Annotated in this window: 21 protein-coding genes and 1 pseudogene; 3 read left to right on the top strand and 19 right to left on the bottom strand. The window is 39.5% G+C overall.

Going from position 1 to position 23329, the window contains the following annotated elements:
* Positions 1-8: 8 nt before the first annotated feature.
* The 7 genes from der to RWZ99_RS01505 all read right to left on the bottom strand — a co-directional run bounded on the left by der (position 9) and on the right by RWZ99_RS01505 (position 7014).
* Positions 9-1319 (bottom strand): ribosome biogenesis GTPase Der, encoded by a 1311-nt coding sequence (gene der / locus RWZ99_RS01535; RefSeq protein ID WP_314675946.1) that lies wholly within the window; start codon positions 1317-1319, stop codon positions 9-11.
* A gap of 105 nt (positions 1320-1424) precedes the next feature.
* Positions 1425-2327: a primosomal protein DnaI gene (gene dnaI, locus RWZ99_RS01530; RefSeq protein WP_314675945.1), complete on the bottom strand. Its 903-nt coding sequence runs from the start codon at positions 2325-2327 to the stop codon at positions 1425-1427.
* Positions 2328-2330: 3 nt separating this feature from the next.
* Entirely contained in the window at positions 2331-3506 is a 1176-nt protein-coding gene (locus tag RWZ99_RS01525; protein WP_314675944.1) for a DnaD domain protein, read from the bottom strand.
* Positions 3503-3982, bottom strand: a complete 480-nt coding sequence (gene nrdR, locus RWZ99_RS01520; RefSeq protein WP_314675942.1) for a transcriptional regulator NrdR — start codon at positions 3980-3982, stop codon at positions 3503-3505. The genes RWZ99_RS01525 and nrdR overlap by 4 nt, the downstream gene beginning before the upstream one ends.
* A gap of 121 nt (positions 3983-4103) precedes the next feature.
* Positions 4104-5633 (bottom strand): HAMP domain-containing histidine kinase, encoded by a 1530-nt coding sequence (locus RWZ99_RS01515; RefSeq protein WP_314675941.1) that lies wholly within the window; start codon positions 5631-5633, stop codon positions 4104-4106.
* Positions 5630-6319 carry a response regulator transcription factor gene (locus tag RWZ99_RS01510; protein WP_002883757.1) on the bottom strand — a complete coding sequence of 230 codons (690 nt, stop codon included), beginning with the start codon at positions 6317-6319 and terminating at the stop codon, positions 5630-5632. Before RWZ99_RS01510 ends, RWZ99_RS01515 begins: the two co-directional genes overlap by 4 nt.
* Before the next feature lie 158 nt (positions 6320-6477).
* A complete protein-coding gene (locus RWZ99_RS01505) occupies positions 6478-7014 on the bottom strand; it encodes a YceD family protein (protein ID WP_314675940.1) in 537 nt (178 codons plus the stop codon).
* A 298-nt stretch (positions 7015-7312) separates the two neighbouring features.
* On the opposite strand from RWZ99_RS01505, the gene rsmG reads away from it, so the two are divergent.
* The 3 genes from rsmG to RWZ99_RS01490 all read left to right on the top strand — a co-directional run bounded on the left by rsmG (position 7313) and on the right by RWZ99_RS01490 (position 10170).
* Complete coding sequence (gene rsmG, locus RWZ99_RS01500; protein WP_314675939.1) at positions 7313-8026, top strand: 16S rRNA (guanine(527)-N(7))-methyltransferase RsmG; 714 nt, start codon at positions 7313-7315, stop codon at positions 8024-8026.
* 68 nt (positions 8027-8094) lie between these two features.
* Positions 8095-9459 carry a potassium transporter TrkG gene (locus RWZ99_RS01495; RefSeq protein ID WP_314675938.1) on the top strand — a complete coding sequence of 455 codons (1365 nt, stop codon included), beginning with the start codon at positions 8095-8097 and terminating at the stop codon, positions 9457-9459.
* A gap of 39 nt (positions 9460-9498) precedes the next feature.
* Positions 9499-10170 carry a TrkA family potassium uptake protein gene (locus tag RWZ99_RS01490; protein WP_314675936.1) on the top strand — a complete coding sequence of 224 codons (672 nt, stop codon included), beginning with the start codon at positions 9499-9501 and terminating at the stop codon, positions 10168-10170.
* Between the two features lie 22 nt (positions 10171-10192).
* On the opposite strand, the pseudogene RWZ99_RS01485 reads toward RWZ99_RS01490, so the two are convergent.
* From RWZ99_RS01485 to RWZ99_RS01430, 12 genes and pseudogenes are all read right to left on the bottom strand, one after another.
* Positions 10193-10338: pseudogene (locus RWZ99_RS01485) on the bottom strand (L-ascorbate 6-phosphate lactonase); the annotation flags it as partial.
* Between the two features lie 86 nt (positions 10339-10424).
* Positions 10425-12401 (bottom strand): transketolase, encoded by a 1977-nt coding sequence (gene tkt / locus RWZ99_RS01480; RefSeq protein WP_314675934.1) that lies wholly within the window; start codon positions 12399-12401, stop codon positions 10425-10427.
* Between the two features lie 189 nt (positions 12402-12590).
* Positions 12591-13421 carry an energy-coupling factor transporter transmembrane component T gene (locus RWZ99_RS01475; protein WP_314675932.1) on the bottom strand — a complete coding sequence of 277 codons (831 nt, stop codon included), beginning with the start codon at positions 13419-13421 and terminating at the stop codon, positions 12591-12593.
* The gene (locus tag RWZ99_RS01470) at positions 13414-15090 is read right to left on the bottom strand and encodes a DUF3744 domain-containing protein (protein WP_314675931.1); all 1677 of its coding nucleotides are present in this window, start codon (positions 15088-15090) and stop codon (positions 13414-13416) included. Before RWZ99_RS01470 ends, RWZ99_RS01475 begins: the two co-directional genes overlap by 8 nt.
* 65 nt (positions 15091-15155) lie before the next feature.
* Positions 15156-15701, bottom strand: a complete 546-nt coding sequence (locus RWZ99_RS01465; protein WP_314675930.1) for an ECF-type riboflavin transporter substrate-binding protein — start codon at positions 15699-15701, stop codon at positions 15156-15158.
* A 9-nt stretch (positions 15702-15710) separates the two neighbouring features.
* Complete coding sequence (locus tag RWZ99_RS01460; protein WP_314675929.1) at positions 15711-16559, bottom strand: S-adenosyl-l-methionine hydroxide adenosyltransferase family protein; 849 nt, start codon at positions 16557-16559, stop codon at positions 15711-15713.
* A gap of 152 nt (positions 16560-16711) precedes the next feature.
* The gene (gene sstT / locus RWZ99_RS01455) at positions 16712-17920 is read right to left on the bottom strand and encodes a serine/threonine transporter SstT (protein WP_314675928.1); all 1209 of its coding nucleotides are present in this window, start codon (positions 17918-17920) and stop codon (positions 16712-16714) included.
* 122 nt (positions 17921-18042) lie between these two features.
* Positions 18043-18735, bottom strand: a complete 693-nt coding sequence (locus RWZ99_RS01450) for a methionine ABC transporter permease (RefSeq protein ID WP_314675927.1) — start codon at positions 18733-18735, stop codon at positions 18043-18045.
* On the bottom strand, positions 18735-19802 hold the full coding sequence (locus RWZ99_RS01445; protein WP_314675925.1) for a methionine ABC transporter ATP-binding protein: 1068 nt from the start codon (positions 19800-19802) through the stop codon (positions 18735-18737). The genes RWZ99_RS01450 and RWZ99_RS01445 overlap by 1 nt, the downstream gene beginning before the upstream one ends.
* Complete coding sequence (locus RWZ99_RS01440) at positions 19795-21168, bottom strand: M20/M25/M40 family metallo-hydrolase (protein WP_314675924.1); 1374 nt, start codon at positions 21166-21168, stop codon at positions 19795-19797. The genes RWZ99_RS01445 and RWZ99_RS01440 overlap by 8 nt, the downstream gene beginning before the upstream one ends.
* Positions 21169-21228: 60 nt before the next feature.
* Positions 21229-22131: a MetQ/NlpA family ABC transporter substrate-binding protein gene (locus RWZ99_RS01435; RefSeq protein WP_314675923.1), complete on the bottom strand. Its 903-nt coding sequence runs from the start codon at positions 22129-22131 to the stop codon at positions 21229-21231.
* 163 nt (positions 22132-22294) lie between these two features.
* Entirely contained in the window at positions 22295-23143 is an 849-nt protein-coding gene (locus RWZ99_RS01430) for an amino acid ABC transporter substrate-binding protein (RefSeq protein WP_314675922.1), read from the bottom strand.
* Positions 23144-23329 lie beyond the last annotated feature (186 nt).

The raw sequence follows: 23329 nt of genomic DNA, 5'->3' as shown, positions 1-23329 counted from the left end.
CTCTTTTTTTATTTACGTTTACGAGCAATCAAATGGATTGGTGTTCCCTCAAAACCAAAGGCCTGACGAATTTGATTTTCCAAGAAACGCATATATGAGAAGTGCATAAGCTCTTCTTCATTTACAAAGATAACAAATGTTGGTGGTTTAACCGAAACTTGTGTGCCGTAGAAAATCTTAAGACGTTTTCCTTTGTCAGTTGGTGTTGGGTTGATAGCGATGGCATCCATGATAACATCATTCAAGACTGCCGATGAAATACGACGGTTTTGACTCTCGCTGATGCGTTTAATCATCTCCGGCAACTTGTTAAGACGTTGTTTCGTCTCAGCCGATACAAAGATGATTGGGGCATAGCTCAAGAATTGGAACTGATCACGAATATCTGCTTCCCAGTTGGAAACGGTATGGTTGTCCTTCTTAATCGTATCCCATTTGTTAACTACGATGATAATCCCTTTACCAGCTTCATGGGCAAAACCAGCAATACGCTTGTCATACTCACGGATACCTTCTTCCGCATTGATAACCATAAGAACAATATCAGAACGGTCAATAGCACGCATAGAACGCATCACAGAGTATTTCTCTGTGTTTTCATAAACCTTACCAGATTTACGCATCCCAGCGGTGTCAATCATAGTATACTCTTGACCTTCACTGTCCACAAAGTTTGTGTCAATGGCATCTCGAGTCGTACCAGCAATCGGGCTGGCAATCACACGATCCTCGCCTAAAATGGCGTTAATCAAACTTGATTTTCCGACGTTTGGACGCCCAATCAAACTGAAACGAATGATGTCTGGATTTTCTTCTTCAACTTCTGTTGGGAGGTTTTCAACGATAGCATCGAGAACATCCCCCGTACCAATACCGTGTACAGATGAAACTGGGTAGGGATCACCAAGTCCCAAAGAATAGAAATCATAGATATCTGCACGCATTTCAGGGTTATCCACTTTATTTACCGCCAAGATAACTGGTTTGTTGGTCTTATAGAGAATACGGGCAACGTACTCATCCGCATCTGTCACGCCTTCCTTACCTGAAACGACAAAGACAATAACGTCTGCTTCAGTCATGGCAATGTCAGCTTGGTGCTTAATCTGTTCCATGAATGGGGCATCGACATCATCGATACCACCTGTATCAATCAAACTAAACTGACGGTTAAGCCATTCAGCAGAGGTATAAATACGGTCACGTGTTACCCCTTCAACGTCTTCGACGATAGAGATACGTTCACCCGCAATTCGGTTAAATAGGGTCGACTTCCCAACATTTGGGCGACCCACGATAGCAACTGTAGGTAATGTCATATATTTAAGTCCCTGATTAAATTAGGGATTCCTTTCTTCATTTAGCAGTCTTACTTCCACCAAGGAAAGCAAACACGCTTGTTCTTTATCATTATTAGGATCACCTTAACGGCGATTAACACCTTTCAAGTGAACCTCTTTGGCTAGAAAACGAATACGTTCCATCACACGTTTAGCCTGCCAAGTCTCGTCTCCTTGACGTCCATTTGATAGCTTAGCTTCTAAATCTGAAAAACTATAGTTGGATGTGAAGAAGGTTGGTAGCTCCTCAATCATGCGATACTGGAGAATGACTTGTAAAACATCGTCTCTAATCCAAGAAGAGAATTGCTCTGCACCAATATCATCTAAAACTAGGACTTCTGCTTGTTTTACTGCATCAATTTGTTCCTTCACAGAACCGTCCTTGATCCCATTTTTAACATCAATAGTAAAAGATGGGTAATGAATTATGGTCGTAGCAACCTTCTTGGTCTCTGAAAGTTCATGGGCCATAGCAGCCAACATGAAGGATTTCCCAACCCCCATATCTCCGTAGATATAGAGACCATTCTGATCTGGACTAGGGTAATTAGCCACAAAATCAACAAGTGTCTCAAAGGTATCAACACGAGCGACATCATCTAGTGCAATATCAGCAAAGGTAATCTTACGATAAGACTGAGGCAAACTCACCAAGTTAATCCGCTTAGAAATAGCCTGTTGTTCTTGTTGTTCCTTAAGCTGACGCGTTTCCTTATAGGTCACGTCAGCGTAGCCTTCATTCATGGTCAGAATCGGCTCATACCCTTTGGCAATGTAGGTGACATCACCTTCTTTGACCTTACGGCACTCCACCAAGAATTGATTAAACTTTGGAAGACTACGCTTGATTTCGTCTTGGCTTAAGCCATGTTCTTGAATAAAATCAGCCACTCTTGAATCTGCCAAGATTTGCTTGGTCAAATCTGTTGCATTACCAGACCCATGATGTCCTTTTCGGTTCAAGGTTTGTCCAACTCTTTCCATAGGCTACTCCTTTCCTTTTTCTAATTTAGCCAAAGCACGACGTCTAATTTCGTCTAACTTGGCTTGATCGGCCTGACTGGTTTGATTATCGTAATCAGGATCACTCCAGCTAGGTACATTTGTTTTCTTCTTAGAATCATCTTTTGCTCGCTGTGATTTTTTGTCATAACCACTACGCAAAGCCAATAGCCCTTGTTCAGCAGTAACAATCTTCTTAAAGGCAAAATCGTTGGCAAGTTTAGAGATATACTCTCGGTTCACATTTGTTGAACGTGTCCGTCCCAAACTGTAGGCTACCATGAGATTAATGACCTCATCCATAAAGCCTCTTTGTGCCAAGTCTATGAGAATTTTTTTCTCCGAATTAGTCACAGTTCCACCTGGACCCTTAGCACCCTGTAAGTAATCAACAGGTTTTTCAGCTTTAACAGCTTTAAGAATCTTTTCCTCTGTCTCCGTCAATGCAGAGTCACCACCCAATTTTTTAGCCTGAGCCTGCTCTAATTGCACTTGCATACGTTTAACAATAATCTGGTGGTTCACGGCTGTCTTTTTAGCCAAGAGATAGGTATCATACCAATTCATGTCATAGGTTTCAGACAATTTATAGATTTCTGGAACATCTGTCTTTTCATCTGTAAATACAAGGCCATCAGCCTGCATTCGATTCCTGAAACTGCTTAAATCAAATGAATTTTTAGGCTTAATGTCAGAAACAGACTTTTGAGCCAAACGCTCATCAGTAAAAACATCCGAAAAACGTTTAGATAGATCTTGTAAACCATGTAAACTTGTCGGTTTTAAAGCATCTACTGCTGGTTCACCAATCTTTTGCTCTAGAAGTGAACTATAAACCGCATGTTTTAGAAACTGCTCAATAGATAGGGGAGACTTAAGCTCTACAACATAAATTCCCTGAGGAGAATGATAGAAGGCCAACAAGTCTACCGCTGTCAGGACCGCCAGAGCTTCCTGAAGGGGCTGCATACCAAAGTTAAGATGATTCAGAATAGTAGCAAACTTATGACGATGATTACCATTGTCATAGAAAGCCACAAAATACTGGTAGAGAGCGTATCCCTCACTCCCGATAATGGGATAATAGCAACGCATCAAACTTGCCTGATCGGGAACGATAACCTGATTGCCAACATAGACAAATTCTTCAATAGGTCTCATTTTTTAGACTCTTTTTTCGCACGGACAGTCTTGGTGATTTCTTGAAGCAGTTCTTCAATCTCATCAACATCTTTGAAAGAACGGTAGACGCTGGCAAAACGGACATAGGTAATTTCATCAAGGTCCGCTAGTTCTTTCATGACTAGATTTCCAATGACATCACTATCAACCTCTCCATCATGGTTACGACGAATGTTTTGCTCTATACGTGTGATTGCATTTTCGATATCCTCACTTGAAACTGGGCGCTTCTGAGCACTCATCAAGATACCATTGAAAATCTTATCGCGAGAGAATTGTTCACGAGTACCATCTTTTTTGACAACTAAAAGTGGAACTTCTTCCACACGCTCAAATGTCGTAAAACGGGCATGACAAGCATCACACTCTCGACGACGACGAATAGTATTTCCATCCTCGGCCTGACGGCTATCGATAACATTAGATTTATTATGTTGACATTTTGGACAACGCATGCATTTCACCACCAATCTTTGAAATTCAGTACTCTATTTTACCATAAAAACACATAAAAAGCACGCCTTTAGCTAGGCGTGCTCGTGATTGAGACTTAGTATAAATCTCTTGTAAATTGACTTAAGCTTTAAGTTGAGGTGTCGTAGTTTCTCCCCCTGCAAAAGGGATGTAGAGGTCAAAACGTGTACCCACACCAAGTTCTGAGCTGACATCGATACGACATCGATAAGCTTCCACAATTTGATAAAGGATTGATAAACCAATACCCACACCAGATTGGGTTGTCGTACGGTTACGCGCCTTATCAGAACGATAGAAGCGCTCAAAGATATGTTCGATATCTTCTTTAGAGATACCCTCACCATTATCCTGTACCTGTACCAACATCTCATCTTCCAGAGCCTTGATAGTAACCTGGATTTCCTTATTAACAGGCGAATATTTGACCGCATTATCAATCAAAATAGTAATAGCCTGTTCAAAGTGCTGACTATAAATCTGTGCTGGACGCTCTGAACTCTCAAAATCATTGAGGTAGAATTGGTAGTCTTCATGTAGGACACGGAAATTCCCAATAACCGTACGGATTGAAGAATTCAAATCACATGTATCATTTCTATGATTGTCAAATGATCCTTTAACTCGAATAGAATCCAACATATCGTTAATCATAATCGTCATGCGGTTGGCTTCGTGACTTGCAGCCTCAAGACTTTCCTCAAGGATTTCAGGATCATTTTTACCCCAACGTTGCAAGAGGTCCATATGCCCCTTAATAACTGCAATTGGAGTACGTAATTCGTGACTGACGTCACTCAAGAAACGCATCTGCATCTGATTATTTTCTTGGATTTTATCCATCATACGATTAAAGTTAACCGCCAAATCACCAATTTCATCATGACTCTCAATCTTAGATCGAAGCTCTAAGTCGCTTGGCGAATCGGTAATAACGCCCATCGTTTCGTGCAACTGTCTCATCGGACGAAGAATAGAGGTCAAGACAACTACAGTTGCTGCAATAACTAAGACCGTCATCCCTACTTCAAGGAATATCAATAGGAAAATGAGACGCTCTTTTAAAGCATAGTAAAATTCCAAATCATGGAAAATTTGAGCATACCCAACAATGGTCTTCTTATCCTTGCCATAGATGGGAACTTGTAGTAAGAAACCACGTTTACCTTTATAGGAAACCGACTTCAGTTTATTGACTTCAGACATGCCTGGAGGTGAGTCTGTGTAGTCCTCAGAAGTAAAGATAAAGGTTCCCTTTTTGTTATAAACATAGATAGACTGGTTGGAATATAATTTATTAGAAATCGCAACTTGACCATCTAAGGAATGCTTCTCAGAAAGCACTCCATTAATGATTGATGCATAGATATTTTTCGGTGAATAAAGGGCCTCTAAAAGCGGTTCTGGACTCAATTCTTCATTAGAGTCCCAGTCCTTTTCGATATAAGTAACAACTTTTGAGATTGTATTATTTACATTTTGACGCTCACGTTGCAATAGAAGCGTATTGGCTGAGAAAACAACAACCAGAGTGAACATCGACAATACAAGAAAGAAGACCACAGCAGTTGTCATGGTCAACTTTTTTCTAATAGTTACTTTACCAAATAATTTATCTTGTAATTTACTCATTTTTCACGGATAACGTAACCCATTCCTCGTACTGTTTGAATGTATGATTCCTTACCTGGAACGTCGATTTTTCCACGCAAGTAACGAATATAAACATCTACAACGTTTGTTTCGATTGCGTCATCATATTTCCAAACTTGAAGCAAGAGTTCCTCACGGGTCATTACTTGGTTCATATTGCTCAAAAGTGTGTTCAACAAATCAAACTCACGTTTTGTCAATGGAATTGCTTCATCACCACGAACAACTGTACGGTTTTGAACATCCAATTTCAAATCGCGATAAGTTGACGCTTTAGCTGGTGCATTTTTAGCAGCTTCGATATCTTGGCGACGGAAGGTTGCACGGATACGTGCCAATAGTTCTTCAATCGCAAATGGTTTTACAATATAGTCATCAGCTCCACGGTCCAAACCGGCAACAATATCCATGATTGAGTCGCGAGCTGTCATCATCATAATATAAGTATCTTTTTCTTGTTGGAGACGACGTGTCACTTCGAAACCGTCCATCTCAGGCAACATAAGGTCCAAGAGAATAAGATCAAAATCTTTCTCAAGTGCCATTTCAAGTCCTTCGCGTCCGTTGTCTGCTGTCACAACGTCGTATCCTTCGTGTTGAAGTTCAAGAGAGACAAAACGAGCAAGGTTTTTCTCATCTTCAACAATCAAAATGCGTTTGCTCATAATAAGTATTTACCACTTTCCTAAAAAATTTTTTTGACTTCCATTTCCCTAAAAAAGTCTTTAGATTTACCCAATGAATAAATCCGAAAATTAGCTTCTAATGATATAATAATATAGATTTTTAAAATTGTCAAACATTTTTAGTTTGTTTTTTTGAATTAATTGTCGTCAAATAGACCATTCAATTGGGCAAAAGGATTACTTGCCTCTTTCTTCTCTTGTTTAAGAGCTGCAAAATCCTCTTCTGACAAGACTTCCCAGTCATTACCTGAGAGCGAAATTTGTCCTGCTTCTTCTTCAGGTGTAAGCACTCTCAACGGAATATTAAGAAGAATATTATCCAGAATACTCTCATTCAGATTAATAGTATCACCATCCAAGATAAGAACTAGATTTTCTTCGACTAATTCCTTTTGAAGAGCAACATCAGCCTCTTGTATAAAGGTTTCTGAGACTGGATAATTAAAACTAAGTGTCGCAGGCTCAAGTGAACGGCTAGATGGCAAGGTAATATCATAGCTAAGTTGATAATCTAAAAGATATAAGCCATTATCATAGACTACCTGACCACTTGCTTGAAGCTGTTCAAGATCTAAAACTTGATTATAGCGTTCTTTAATTGACTCCAACAAAGAAGGTGCTTCATTAAAGACCAGCCCTTCTGGAGACTTTCTAACTTCTGAAAGATAAATCATTTTTAATCCTCAAATTAAATTTCCCCATAGGGATCTATTTTCAATCCACAAGACCATAATCCCCTATATTCACTTTTCATTAAAGCGAGTAATTATGATATTAGACTTAATTAGTATTATATCAGATTTTAAAGAAAAAATAACATCTTTAATATTACATATTTTTTAAACTTAGGGATTTTTTTGAGGCTTATTAAAAACTGGTTCTTCCCTAATCTTGAACAATCTTTTGCCGTTAGATGAAAGAGATTAATTATGGTAAAATAGGGGCATTGAAACTAGATAAAAGGACTATAAAATGACACCTGAAGATTTTTACATGGCTTTGAAAGAACTGGGGTTCGATCTCAGCCAAAAACAAAAAGACCAATTCCAACGCTACTTTGAGCTTTTGGTAGAATGGAATGAGAAAATCAACCTTACTGCAATCACAAACAGAGATGAGGTTTACCTCAAACATTTCTATGATTCTTTAGCTCCTGTTCTTCAAGGGCATATTAAAAATCAAAATATTCGACTTCTGGATATCGGGGCTGGTGCTGGCTTTCCAAGTCTCCCTATGAAAATTCTTTGTCCTGAGCTTGATGTGACAATCATTGATTCTCTTAATAAACGTATCACTTTCCTTAATCTCTTGTCTGATGAACTTGGACTTAGCGGTGTCCACTTCTATCATGGACGTGCTGAAGATTTTGGACAAGATAAGGCCTTCCGTGCTCAATTTGATATTGTTACTGCTCGTGCCGTTGCACGTATGCAAGTTCTCTCGGAATTGACCATTCCTTTCTTGAAGATCGGAGGTCAACTTATTGCACTTAAGGCTGCCGCAGCCGACGAAGAGCTAGCTGATGCTAGAAATGCCTTGAACGTACTTTTTGCTAAACCTATTCTCAACGAAAACTACAAACTGCCGAATGGTGATGGGCGTAATATCACCATTGTCGATAAGAAAAAAGAAACCCCAAACAAGTACCCACGTCGTGCTGGGATTCCTAATAAGAAACCACTATAACGTTTATCCAAGGATATTTCTTACTCCTTGGATTCTTATTTCACCTTATGATAACTCGGAGGTTTTCATTGATAAAACATCTTTCAGTCACGCAAAAGCTTGTACTCAGCTTTGCCTTTGTCATTATAGTGGGGAGTATTTTACTTAGTCTTCCCATAAGTCATTATGCTAATAGTCCAGAAACAAGCTACCTAGATCATCTCTTTAATACTGTGTCAATGGTCTGTGTAACTGGACTTTCCGTTGTCCCTGTCAGCAAAGCTTACAATGGTTTTGGTCAGATTATCTCTATGCTTCTTATGCAGACGGGAGGTCTTGGACTAGTCTCTCTTATAGCCTTTAGTACCTATACTCTTAAAAATAAATTAGGATTAAGTGATCAAGATCTCCTTCAATCCGCACTTAGTAGGGATAACCAAAAAGATTTGAAAGCTTATCTTTTCAAGGTCTATAAAATAACTTTTTCTATTGAAGCTTTAGCGGCACTAGTGATTATGACTGATTTTATTCCTCGCTTTGGACTTGGTCATGGCATTTTTAATAGTCTCTTTCTAGCTGTCTCTGCTTTTTGTAATGCTGGCTTTGATAACTTAGGAGCTAACAGTTTACAAGATTATGCGACTAATCCAACTATCAATCTCTCTGTGGCTTTTCTTATCATGGCTGGAAGCTTGGGATTTGCAGTTTGGATTGATTTGATTCAAATGATTAGACGCTATATTAAAGATCGTCCTAGAAACTGGAAATTAGCTAGTAAACCTTTTAGTAATCAAAGCCGTCTGGTTCTTATAAGTACAGGCTGTCTCCTCTTTGGCGGAACCCTACTTGCTTGGTTGCTGGAAATAGATAACTCTAAAACCATAGGTAGTCTCAATGTCTGGCAGCAACTTCTGGTAAGTTTCTTTCAGACTGTAACCATGCGTACCGCTGGTTTTGCAACTATTTCCTACACCAATGCTGCTTTTTCTACCAATCTTCTTTTTATGATTCAGATGATTATTGGGGGAGGTCCCGGGGGAACTGCTGGTGGTATCAAGGTAACCACCGCCTCCATTATGTTTCTTCTTTTCAAGTCGGAGCTCTCTGGTAACTCTAGTGTTGTTTTCCGAAACCGTATTATCTCTAATAAAACTGTTATGCAAGCATTCATTGTTATCCTCTTCTTCCTAACGATGCTCTTCGTCGGCTATGTTATTTTGCTTGAGACTAATCCTACTCTGTCACCACTAGCTCTACTTTTTGAGAGTGTGTCAGCCATTGCTACCGTTGGTGTGTCTATGGATTTGACTTCTAGTCTTAATACTGTGGGACGCCTTGTTATCATGGCTCTGATGTTCATCGGTCGTGTCGGACCTATAACTGTCCTCTTGAGCTTGATGACAAAAAAAGAAAAACATGTCTCTTATGCCCCAACCGACATTTCAGTCGGCTAAACTATTTTATTAATTGACAATATTCTGAAAGGATTTTATATGAAAACACAAATTATTGGGGTCCTCGGTTTGGGAATCTTTGGACAAACTATTGCAACCGAACTCTCCTCTTTTGGACAAGATGTCATTGCCTTGGACAACAACTCTACAATAATTGATTCCCTTGCTGATCAGGTGACCAAGGCCGCTGTTGGTGACATTACTGACATTGACTTTCTACGCTCCGCTGGTATCGATACTTGCGATACGGTCATTATTGCAACTGGGGAACACTTAGAATCTTCTGCACTGGCGCTCCTGCAATGTAAAAAACTTGGCATTACAAATATTATCGCCAAAGCTACGAATAACAATTATGAGGAAGTGCTTTACGGAATGGGGGCCAATTTGGTCATCACTCCTGAGCGTAGCACAGCAAGAGACTTGGCTTCAACCATACTCCGCTATAACATTTCAAGTATTTTTCATTTAGAGGATGACGTGGCTTTAATTGAGTTGAAAATCCCTAATGACTGGGCTGGAAAGTCCTTGCATACTTTAAATCTAAGACAAACTTATAACGTCAACGTTATTGGTTTTAGAGATGTGGAAAACGGTAGGTTAAACACTCACTTTGACCCCAAAAATAAACTACCTGACAAAGGAATCATTTTAGTAGTCGCAGACAATCGAACACTAGAAAAATTCGATTATTTAGGATATTTGAAATAAAATGCCTTAGATAGACTAAGATATCCTGAATACCTACAGAGTTATCCCATGGTTATTGATAGCAACCTCAATATCAAAGTCCTTACCCTGTTTTGCAAAGTAGTTAGAGAAATGAGGGTCTGCACCATAATAGATTGGACCACCCAGTGTCTCAAATACATCGTTAACGGTCCTAAGTGTCCTTTCTTCATTAGACAAAAAACATTGGTCCTTACAACCAATGTTTTTTAACATGTCTAAGAATTCAAATTATCTTAGTTCATACCTTTTACTGTTTCAACGACATTTTCTACTGTAAAGCCATATTCTTCAATAATTTTAGCAGCTGGAGCTGAGGCACCAAATCTATCAATTCCAATGACAGCACCGTCTAAACCAACATATTTATACCATGGTAGACTTGCTGCCATTTCGATTGCTACACGACGACGAACTGCATTTGGAAGAACCTCTTCTTTGTAGGCTTGATCTTGTGCATCAAAGACATCTGTTGATGGAACACTTACAACACGAACTTTGTAACCTTCTGATTCCAAAGCTTTTGCTGATGCTACTGCAAGATTTACTTCTGAACCAGACGCAAGGAGAATCGTATCAAAATCTGCTGCTGTTTCATGAACAACATAGGCACCTTTTGAAACTTTATCAAAATCTGTTCCTTCTTCAACAGTCAAGTTTTGACGTGTCAAAATAAGTGCTGTAGGTGTTGATTTAGAAGTTACAGCTTGATACCATGCAGCTTGTGTTTCACGCGCATCTGCTGGACGATAGACATTAAGGTTTGGAATAGCACGAAGTCCAGCTAGATGTTCGATTGGTTCATGGGTAGGTCCATCTTCACCGACTGCAATAGAGTCGTGAGTAAAGACATAAGTAACTGGAAGTCCTTGGAGTGCAGACAAACGAACTGCTGCTTTTACATAGTCTGAGAATACGAAGAAGGTACCACCGTAAACACGAAGTCCACCATGGAGAGCCATACCATTCAAGACTGTTCCCATCGCAAACTCACGTACACCAAATTGAATGTTACGGTTAAGACGATGTGCATCATCTTGTAGACCGTCAGATTTAATGTAAGTCATATTTGAGTGAGCCAAATCCGCAGAGCCACCTAGGAATGTTGGCACTTTATCAGCAATAACATTCAAAGCATCTTGACTTGAATTACGAGTTGCTTGTGAATAACCATTTTCAAGAGCTGGGAAGTCTGAAGTTTGGAATTCAACTGCATCCTTACCTTCAAGAATGCGTGCAAGTTCAGCACCAAGTTCTGGGTAAGATTGTTTGTACTCATCTACCAAAGCAACCCAAGCGTCATAGGCCTGACGACCACGATCAACTGTATTTTCCTTGAAATCAGCATAAACTTCTTCTGGAACTTCAAATGGAGCATAGTCCCAACCCAAGTTTTCTCTTGCAGCTGCTGTTTCGTCTGGTCCAAGAGGAGCACCGTGGACACCGTTAGTTCCTTGTTTATTAGGAGCACCATGACCAATAATCGTCTTAACCTCAATCAAAGATGGTTTACCACTTGCTTTTGCACTTTCAATAGCAGCGTTGATAGCTTCGACATCTGTTCCGTCTTGAACAAATTCAGTATTCCAACCATAAGCTTCATAACGTGCACGTACATCTTCAGTAAATGAATCTTTAGTTTCACCGTCAAGGTTGATATCATTTGAATCGTACAAAACAATCAATTTATCCAATTTTTGAAGACCAGCGTAAGATGATGCTTCAGCAGAAACGCCTTCCATAAAGCAACCATCCCCCGCAATAACATAAGTATAATGGTCAAAGATTGGGAAGCCTTCCTTGTTGTAACGAGAAGCCAAGAAACGTTCAGCTTGTGCCATACCAACAGCTGTAGCAATACCTTGCCCAAGTGGACCAGAGGTAGCATCTACACCAGCTGTATGACCAAATTCTGGGTGACCAGGTGTCTTAGAACCCCATTGACGGAATTGTTTAAGCTCTTCAATGCTCAAATCTTTAAATCCTGACAAATGAAGGAGCGCATAAAGAAGCATTGAACCGTGCCCTGCTGACAAAACAAAACGGTCACGATTAATCCAATTTGGAACTTCAGGATTGACATGCAATTGCTTAGTAAACAAAGTGTAACCCATTGGAGCTGCACCCATTACCACACCAGGGTGACCAGAGTTAGCTTGGTTAATCGCATCTACCCCTAGAAAACGGATAGCATTTACTGAAAGATTAGACATAATTTCCTCCTTAATAATATCGACGCCACTTTAATTATACCACAAAAAACGCTTTCAGAATAAAGTAATTTGTTGAAAATGTCACACAAATATTGTTCAAAAATTGGGAACAAAAATCTAAAAAAGCTCTGAAGATGCTGTAAACATCTCAGAACTTTTCGTTTATTTAGAACTCACTGAAAAACAACTTCACATCCATGGATTGTAAAAACGCCCATGGTTAAGATAAATCAACCCCAGACTAATTCCTAATAAAAGAGTAGCTGATACGATGACAAGATAATCTTGTTTGGTCAAGGATTTGTGCACATACCAGGTACGTTTTTTGTAGCGACCAAATCGGCGTAATTCCATAGCCGTCGATACAGTATCAATACGTTCGAGTGACGAAAAAATCAGAGGGAGAACGATTTGTAGATTCCTACGAATACGTTTGACCAGTCCCACTTTTTGTGACAAATCCAAACCACGCGCTTCTTGAGCCTTACGAATCGTAAAGAATTCTTCTTGAACATCTGGAATATAACGTAAGGTCAAACTGACGGAGTAAGCAAATTTATAGGGAATACCAATCTGATTAAGACTAGCCGCAAACTGACTGGGATGGGTAGTCATAAGAAAAAGGATGGCAAGAGGGACTGTTGAAAAATACTTAAGCAGAAGATTGACAAGATAAAAGAGCTCCTGACTGGTTAAATAGAAACGCCCCCATCCTTCAATCAGAACCGTCTTAGCCCCATAAATTTCTTCACCATAACTAGGTGCGAAGAGATAGACCATAAGTAGATTAAAAAGGGCAATCGAGCCAATGATCTTCACAACAAAAGAAATATCCCTCCAATGAATGTTGGCCAAATAAAAGAGATAAATTGAAAATAGCCCTACTGCTAGGATAAAGCGTGGATCATAGGTAGCCATGCAAGCAACTGAAACCAAGATAAAGAATAGCATCTTACTCGCCCCAGACAAATCATAGAGGAAACCTCGACCTGGTTGATAACCTATTAAACGATTAGACATACGGGCCTCCTTTTTCTATATAATACTGGGTTACTTCTACCGGATCACATAACAACTTCTGACCTAAGCTATAAAGAGATGTCTGCTTGAGATTGGCTGACTCAAGCAGGTTCTTCTGATTGAGAATGGCAACAGGATTATCATCTGCAATAATTTCTCCATCGACTACAACTAGACAACGATCGCTATATTCCAACATGAGTTGCATATCATGGGTAATCATCACAATCGTATGGCCTTTTTTCTGAAGACCATCCAAGAACTTCATGATATCCGTGTAAGTTTGATAATCTTGACCAGCCGTTGGCTCATCCAAGATAATGATTTCAGGTTTCAAAACCAAGATAGATGCAATGGTCACACGTTTTTTCTGACCAAAGGAGAGTGCAGAAATAGGCCATTTACGAAAACTATAAAGTCCACAGGTCTTCAAAACCTCATGAACGCGCTCTTCAACCTCTGTTTCTTCAACACCTCGCAAGCGCAAACCTAGTGCGACTTCATCAAAAATCATGGCTTGACTAATCATCTGATTAGGATTTTGTAAAACAAAGCCTATACGTTCTGAACGCTCAGCAATACTATCTTGACAAATATCCTGACCCAAATAGGTTAATTTTCCTTGACTAGGAATAAAACCACACAAAGCCTTGGCAAGAGTAGACTTTCCAGCTCCATTTTTACCAACAATTGCTATACGTTCGCCTTTTTTTAAACTAAAGGATATATCATCAATGACGATTTGATTATCTCCATAGCCAACTTTCAGTCCCTCAACCTCCAAAATAGAATTGTTCGAAGCTTCCGTTTTATCTCTCAATACTCTATCTGGCAGACCTAATCCAGACAAATCCAAAGCATCTAGTTGGCTAAGATTTTGTGCTCTAGTTGTATCAAATCCCAACTGACGTAAAACAGTCAGATATAGGGGCTCTCGAATCCCATTTTCCAACAAAAGTGTACTCGATAAAAGCTCATCTGGACTACCGTTAAAGAGGAGGGTACCATCATTAACCAGTAAAATCCGGTCAACGGGACGATAAAGAACATCTTCTAGACGATGCTCAATAATAATCGTCGTAGCTCCCACTTCCTCGTGGATCTTATCAATGAGATTAATAGTTTCCTGTCCTGATTTAGGATCTAAATTTGCTAAAGGCTCATCAAATAAAAGAATGGGACTCTCATCAATCAAGACACCAGCCAAACTGACCCGTTGTTTTTGTCCCCCTGATAAATCTTGAGGTCGATGATTCAAAAGAGAACCCAAATCCAAGCTTTCAGCCCAGAGGGATACCCTGTCCTTCATCGCACTTTGATTGACACAATCATTTTCCAAGGCAAAAGCCAAGTCTTCAGCTACTGTTAAGCCAATAAACTGACCATCCGGATCTTGTAATACTGTAGACACTAACTGTGACTTATCGTAGATAGACTGCGTGAAAACATCCTGGCCATCGATAAGAACCTGACCTTTCGCCTGTCCCTTATGAATATTAGGTATGATACCATTGAGGCAATGGGCCAAAGTTGATTTTCCACTACCAGAAGGACCTAAAATGAGGACCTTCTCTCCCTTGGCAATATCAAAGCTAATATCCTTGAGGGTTGGTTCTGCTTGTGCATCATATTGAAATGTAAACTGATTAAAACTAATGTATTTATTCATGTTTCTAATAAAAAAGAGAGGAGATATCACAATAAGCTGACAGTCCCACTCTCCTATAACTTATTCTAGTCTTTGGTAAGACTACCAGATTGTGTACGTGAGCTAGCATAAATGGCAAGAAGGAGTGTTCCCCCAATTGCAATTGTAATAAAGTTAGCTACACCAGCTACGAAACTTTGTGCATAAAGATATGACCAGGCTTGAGCAAATTGGATTCTATCACCGATTGGCGTCACAACACCATAAGCAATAAGTAGTCCCAATGCTTGCGCTAGGTTAAACCAAATCATACCCATTATAGAGAACTTACCCGTTGTTACGTCATATTTTTTGCTAAATAGACCAATAACAAGACCTGTAATACCACTAGCAAGGACCCAAGCCCATGAGATATTTCCATATTGGATACCGTCCTTAAGCGCATGACCAATGAAGCCCATAAAGAAACCTGTAATAGGCCCAAAAACAACTGAAAATAGAGCTTGGACAGCATACTGAAGTTGGATGCTTGTATTTCCAAAAATAGGAATATTAACAAACATACCAATGATAATAAAGAGTGCTGCACCAATACCTGTCGCAACGACCGTACGAATTGAATTATTTTTCATAATCTTACTTTAATCTCCTAAACGTTTAATTTCAATGTGCCAGTTGGATCCTACACCAACATTATAGGCCTTGGCAAAAGACCCTTGGTTAATGGCTAGACCGACACGATAGAGAGAGTTGATATAAATAATTGGCTGACCAATACGAACATCCGCAAACGATTTCCCATAGGTAACCTGATTTTGATAGACCAACATATCATTGTTAAAGATAGTCACTTCAAAACGATCACCAAAGTTTGGTTCCAAAGCGTAAAAGTCATCACGTGTGATAGAGGTCCAAAGAGAGCCAAAACGGACATCCAAAATATCAATCGCACCACGAACTAGATTTTCCTCTATGATAGTTTTCACTACAGGAAGTTCTAGAATTTCTTCCACAGGCAACTCTGGGCCAACTTCTTCAAAAGTGATGTGCCCAGAGGCTAATTTGGCACCTGTATATGCATAAACATCACGACCATGGAAGGTATAAGATAACTCGGTATTACTACGACGATTCTGAACTTCTGAAATTTCACGGACAGCCACTATACCGATAACCTTCTTGATATAAGAAAGTGTTCCATTGTCTGGTGTGACGATATATTGACCCGTCTTTGTTAGGGCAACCACACTTTTACGTGATGACCCTACACCCGGATCAACTACTGAAACAAAGGTTGTTCCCTTTGGCCAGTACTCGACAGTCTGAAACAGACGATAGGAAGCTTCAAAAGTGTTGTAGGGAGTAATATCATGTGTAAGGTGATGAACTCCCAAACTAGGTTCTTCTTGAAGGGCCACACCAATCATAGCCGAAACAGCACCGTCAACCAAGCCAAAGTCTGATTGGAGCACCAATAAGTTATTAGTCATAAATATTTCACCTTTTCTCTTAGAAAGGTTTATTTTACCATATTTTATAGCTATTTTAAAGTTGTCAAATTCTTGAGCTAGTTATAGTCTTTACCTATGTTTTCTTCTAAAATCAAAAAGCCAGCCCAAAAGGCTGACCATACATTACTTACCTAAGCTTTCTTCCAACGACTCTTTTCCGCTACTGCTGTAAAGAGAACATCTGTTGAAGAGTTAAGAGCTGTTTCACAAGAGTCTTGGATGACACCGACGATAAAGCCGACACCAACAACTTGCATGGCTAAATCATTTGAGATCCCAAAGAGGCTACATGCCACTGGCACCAAGAGAAGGGAACCTCCTGCAATACCTGAAGCACCGCAAGCAGAAATAGCTGAAACTACACTAAGAATAAGGGCTGTCGCAAAATCAACCTCAATTCCCAAAGTTGTTACTGCAGCAAGCGTCAAAACATTGATTGTCACAGCCGCTCCTGCCATGTTAATAGTTGACCCTAGAGGGATAGAAACCGAATAAGTATCTGGATTCAAGCCAAGGTCCTCACAAAGTTGAAGATTAACGGGAATATTAGCCGCTGACGAGCGAGTAAAGAAGGCTGTAATCCCTGAATCTTTCAAACAACGGAAAACCAATGGGAAAGGATTTTTACCCATCATCACAAAGGCAATAATAGGATTAACAACCAAGGCAACAAAGGCCATTGTTCCAACTAAAACAAGGATTAAGACACCATAATCTGCCAAAACACCTACGCCATTCTCAGAAATCGTATTAAAGACAAGACCAAGGATACCAAATGGCGCTAGATTAATAATCCAACGTACGATTTGAGAAGTTACTTCTGCTAAGGTATGCAGCGATTCTTTAGTGTGCTTACTAGCTGTTCGCATGGCAAAACCAAAAACGACAGCCCATACTAAGACACCAATGTAATTGGCTTGAGACAAGGCGTTGATAGGATTGTCTACCATTTTAAGCAACAAATCCTTAAAGACCTCACCGACCCCTTGAGGCGCAGTCGCCTTAGTAGCTGAGGCTGCTCCTAATTTTAGGGAAATTGGAAAAATATAGTGAGAAATAACAGCTGTCAAAGCAGCCGCAAAAGTACCAAAGAGATAAAGCACAATAACTGTCTTCATATTACTCTGCTGGCCTTCACGTGTTTGAGAGAGGGCATTCGCCACTAAAGCGAAAACCAAGAGTGGTGCAATCGCCTTTAATCCACCAACAAACATGTCTCCCAAAAGACCAATAACCGTAATTTTTGGAATCAGTAAACCAAGTATAGCGCCAATTACCACACCAATGGCAATACGCTTAATCAGACTGGTCCTATTCCAAGCTGAAATAAAACGTTTCATAACTAATTAACTCCTTTTTGTGGTTAACGCAACCACAAAGCATTCGACAGTTTCCATATTATGATAAATTACCGAAATCGTCAAGATATGAAAAAAACCTGTGACAAACAGGCTTTCACATTCTATTTATGGCTCAATTTACGGGTCAAAAAATCACCGATAAACTGAATAAGGAAAATCAGAATCAAGATTAAGAAGGTTGCCAAAACGGTAACTGATGTACTTGAGCGATTATATCCATAGTAGATGGCGATGTAACCAAGACCACCTGCACCGATAGCTCCAGCCATGGCAGTTTCACCCACAAGGGAAATCAAAGTCACTGTTGATACACGAACCAATTCTGGGAGTCCTTCGACAAGATAAACCTTAATCGTGTCCCAAAGACTTGCACCACTAGCTTGTGCTGCTTCAATCACTCCACGGTCTAAGTCTGCAAGTACCACCTGTACTTGACGCGCAAAGAATGGGAAGGTTGCAGCTGATAATGGAACCAAAGCCGCTGTCATACCAAGGTTAGTCCCTACGATAAAGTAAGTAAAACCTTTCAAAATCGCCAAGAGGATGATGAAAGGAATGGCACGAAAGATTGAAGTAATTGAATCCAAGATTTGGAAAACAAATTTATTTTCAATGACACCGCGAGGACCTGTCAATACCAAGAAGAGTCCCATAATGAGACCGAGAAGCCCACCAATGATGAAGGAAATCACAGTCATATAAAGTGTCGCGTAGATGGCATCTGGCCAAGAGTTAACCCCCTGCATACCGATACGATAAATATCTGGAAAGTTTTGTTGAATCCAATCTGCCATTATTGGGCTCCTTTCTTAAGTACTCGCAAGCTTACACCTGCATTTTCAATCGCTTTTTGCGCAGCAACAACCTTGTCAGAATCGCCATCCAAAACAACGACCAATTCACCAACAGGGGTGTCACCTAGAATCTCAACATTCCCATAAAGAATATTACTTGAAACGCCATAGTCTTTGAAGATTTCAATCAAGAGGGGTTCATCTGTTGAAGAACCTGCATATTTAAGCTGAACAAGAAGGGCAGATTCAGGTAAATTTTTCACCAAAGGTTGCGCATTAATCTTAGCCAAGGCATCTTCAATCCCCGCTGCAGTTTCAATAAATTCTTTTGTCAAATCCTCTTGTGGATTTGAGAAGATATCAAGAACACTACCTTCTTCCAAAAGTTGTCCATTTTGCATAACAGCCACACGGTTACAAATGTCTTTGACGATTTGCATTTCGTGAGTAATCATAACCACTGTCAAACCAAGTTTTTTATTCAAATCTTGCAAAAGTGAAAGGATTTGTTTAGTTGTCTTAGGGTCTAGAGCTGATGTAGACTCATCTGAAATCAAGATTTCTGGATCGTTGGCCAAGGCACGCGCAATCGCTACACGTTGTTTTTGACCACCTGACAATTGTGCAGGATAGTTTTCGGCACGATCTGCCAAATCAACCAACTCCAAAAGATCACGAATTTTTTTGTCTTTCTCTTCATTACTTAGTTTAGAATGACGAAGAGCAAAGGCCACATTTTCATAAGCCGTCTTTTGGGCCATCAGATTAAAGTGTTGGAAAATCATCCCAATCGTTTGACGTTTCTGACGCAATTCTTTTGTCGTCAATTGGACCTGACCGTCCTTAAAAGTAACATCTTTACCGATGGTGATTTTACCAGCTGTAGGTACTTGTAAAAGATTGATAGCACGAACAAGGGTAGATTTACCAGCCCCTGAATAACCAACGATTCCGTAAATATCACCTTTTTCAATCTGGATAGAGACATCCTTAACCGCTTGAATAGTGCGGCGTTTCTGCGTAAAGGTGATATCAATATTTTTCAAATCAATAATGACATTACTCATAACTTGCAATTAACTCCTTAATTAGTTCAATATGGGTGTAGTAATCTGCTAGGCTAACATTTTCATCCCCACCATGGTCACGACTGTTAGCATTCCCCATGCCAAAGGCTGCCATAGGAACACCCAAAGTCTGATAAATCATATGCATAGGACCTGTACCTGCAGCTGTTGGAAGTACAGCGACACCTTCCTCATAAAATCCTTTTGCCAACTCAATAACGTTGACAATAGCTGGATCTGACATATCACTCCGATAACTTTCTTCACCAAGAGTGAAGGTTACCTTGATACGGTCAAACCCCTCTTTTTTGAGGTGAGCCTTGATACAATCCAAAACATACTCAGGTGTCAAACCAGGGACCAAGCGCATCTCCATCTTAGCTTTGGCTTGAGCTGGCAGAATGGTCTTAACACCTTGCCCCTGATAACCTGTCGAAATACCTTCAATAGAAAGGGCCGGCTCAAAATAATAAGTTTTTAAGAAAGCACGACGGTCACTTTCCAAAATTGGTAGTTTTAGACCATAAATCTTACGAAGGCTATCTGCATTTTCAATGGCGTAAGTCTCGATAAGATCCATCTCACGTTCATTTGGTTGGATAATTTTTTCATAGATACCGTCGATAAGAATACGTCCCTGATCATCACGCATACTTGAAATAGCATTGAGTAAGTACCACGAAGCAGATTCAATAACCGCACCAAATTTAGAGTGGATATCAACATCCGCACTCTCGACAGACAAGTCAAAGGTAATAATCCCCTTGTTGCCACCTGTAATTTCTAACTGACCTTTACTATTTCGATTCCCTTGTTCCCAAACCAATAAGTCTGCTGGAAGAAGGTCATAACGGTATTTTTCTAAATATTTTCCAAGGTCAGTCGAAGCAGACTCCTCGGCCCCTTCCATCATAAACGTAATATTAACAGGAAGATCTCCGACTTCACGAATATACTTACGAAGAGCTGTCAACCGTGCTGTGATATGCCCCTTATCATCATCGACACCACGACCATACATGTAACCCTTACGAACCGTCAAACGGAAAGGATCATCCGTCCACGGTTGGTCATTGTCTGCTGGAACAGTGTCATAATGTTGGTAAAAGATAATCGTCTTAGCATCTGGGTTTGGACTCTTGAATTTCGCCAAGACAAAAGGTGCTGTATAGGTCTCGTCAATAGTTACCTCTGCCCCTACACGAGAAAAAATTTCACCGAGGTAAGCAGCCACATCATAGAGACCAATATTTTGAGCAAAAATAGATTTTTTAGAAATCAAAGTTCTTAAAACTTCAAAATAGTGCTGAGCAACTTCATCATTACGAAACTTCCGTAACTGCTCTTCTTCACTAGGAAATGCCATCAAATCGTCTCCTTCATATACGACAAAACGGCGTGCTCTCACACGCCCTTTGCCCTTAGATTATTTCTTCGAATTAGCTTTCAATTGATCTTGGGTTGGAGCACCTTCCCATGCTGGAAGGTCAACCTTGTTAGAGGCATCAAAAATGATTTGGGCAACTTCATCATTTTGGTAAGCCTTAATCAAAGTCTTGATAGCATCGGCTTTGTTTGATTTTTCCCAATCTTTATTAGCTGCAATGATGTTAACCCATTCTTTCAAATCTTGACTTGGATCTTCCTGGAAGAGGGTTGTATCATAGTCAACATTTTGTTGTTGTGCATATGAGTTGTTAACAACTGCGGCATCTACTGATGAAAGAGTTTGGGCAGCTTGTTCAGCAGAGATTTCTTTGATATCCAAATTCTTAGGATTTTCAGAAATGTTCTTGATAGTTGCCAATTCGCCATCTTTAACATCCAACTTAATCAAACCAGCTGTTTGAAGGAGAGTCAAAGCACGGCTTTCATTTGTACCATCATTAGGTACCGAGATAGTAGCTCCCTCTGGAAGCTCTTTAACATCCTTATACTTAGCTTTACCGTTTTCAGTTCCTGAGAAAAGGTGAATTGGGCTAAGAAGTGTATCAGCTACTGAAACAATATCACCATTATTTTCTTTGTTCCAGTTGTTCAAGAAATAAATGTGTTGGAAAGCATTAACGTCGATTTCACCATTTTTAAGAGCCTCATTTGGTTGATTATAGTCTGTAAACTCTTTCAATTCAATTGTAACACCCTTGTCTTTAGCCAATTCTTTGACTTTGTCCCACAATGGCTCAGTTGTATCATCCAAAGTCATGACACCAACTGTCAATGTTTTATCATCTTTAGCAGCTTTGTTACCACCAGCGCCACAAGCAGCCAATGCTACTGTTGAAGCGACTGCCAATCCTGCAATACCAAGAATTTTTTTTAGTTTCATAACGAACTCCCTTTAATTGTTTTAAGTGTAAAATTATTATCCCATAGGATGAGAATTGTAGCAAATTGTTTATAATTGTATATCTCTATAGCTATTAGCTATAACCTATACTAAATTTTATTTATAAGAAAATGCTGAGAAAAATCTATCCTCAGCCTTATTCTTATTTGTTTCCAGGAACTTTCAAAGCATCTTCAGCTGGAATATAGTTTTGGTTTCCAAGGAATTTTTCAGCCAATTTAGCTAAAGTACCATCTTTTAGGAGTTCTTCCAAACGTTTATTTACAAATTTTTGAAGGTCCTCTTGATTATCTGCAAACAAGAAGTAAATGTATGGTTGTTCATCAGACTCAAGTTCAATGGTCTTCAAGTTGTTCAACTTATTATTTTTGATGATTGAATTAACAGTTGGTGCATCAAAAATCTTGAAATCGTACTTACCTTCATTCAAGTTTGTAAACATTTGTGTAATATTTTCGTTTGTGTAGTTAAGTTCAACTGGGTTGTCTGAATGCTTCTCATTAAATTCAGTCAATTGAGTAGCTGTCGTTGTTCCTTGAACAACCTGTGTTGAGTGTCCAGCAATGTCATCGTATTCCTTGATATCACTATCTTTTGGAACAGTCAAAACAGCAGGTGTGACACCAATTGGATATGAGAAGAGATATTTTTGGGCACGTTCTTCTGAGTAAGAGATGTTGTTACCGGCCATTTGGTATTTAGCTGCATCAAGACCTGTAAACACTGAAGACCATTCTGTTTTTTGGAATTTCACTTCATATTTATCAGAGTCTTTAAAGACTGCTTTAGCCACTTCCACATCGTAACCGGTCAATTCACCGTTTTCTTCATATGAGAATGGTGCTGTTGTCCCAACAGTAGCAAAGTTAATTGTTTCTTTGCCACTTGAAGATTTAGATGCTTCTTTTGATGATTTAGATGAACATGCAGCAAGCAAAGCTACTGAAGCAATGGCTACACCCGTAATTCCAAGAATTTTTTTAAGTTTCATAATTGTCTCCCTTTGAGATTGATTATTCTAATTGTAACAAAAATCACTAATCTTAACTAATACTTAAACATAATCAAGGTGATAAGAAAATACTATCACTTGGCAGTATCTTTTGTTTGACAAAGAAAAAAGGGCTCTATAATTTCTGTAGTGGGTAAAACCACCGTAGAGATTATAGAGCTTTTT

The sequence above is a fragment of the uncultured Streptococcus sp. genome, from assembly GCF_963545685.1.
GTDB lineage: Bacteria > Bacillota > Bacilli > Lactobacillales > Streptococcaceae > Streptococcus.
This window is presented reverse-complemented; position numbering and strand designations above follow the sequence as displayed.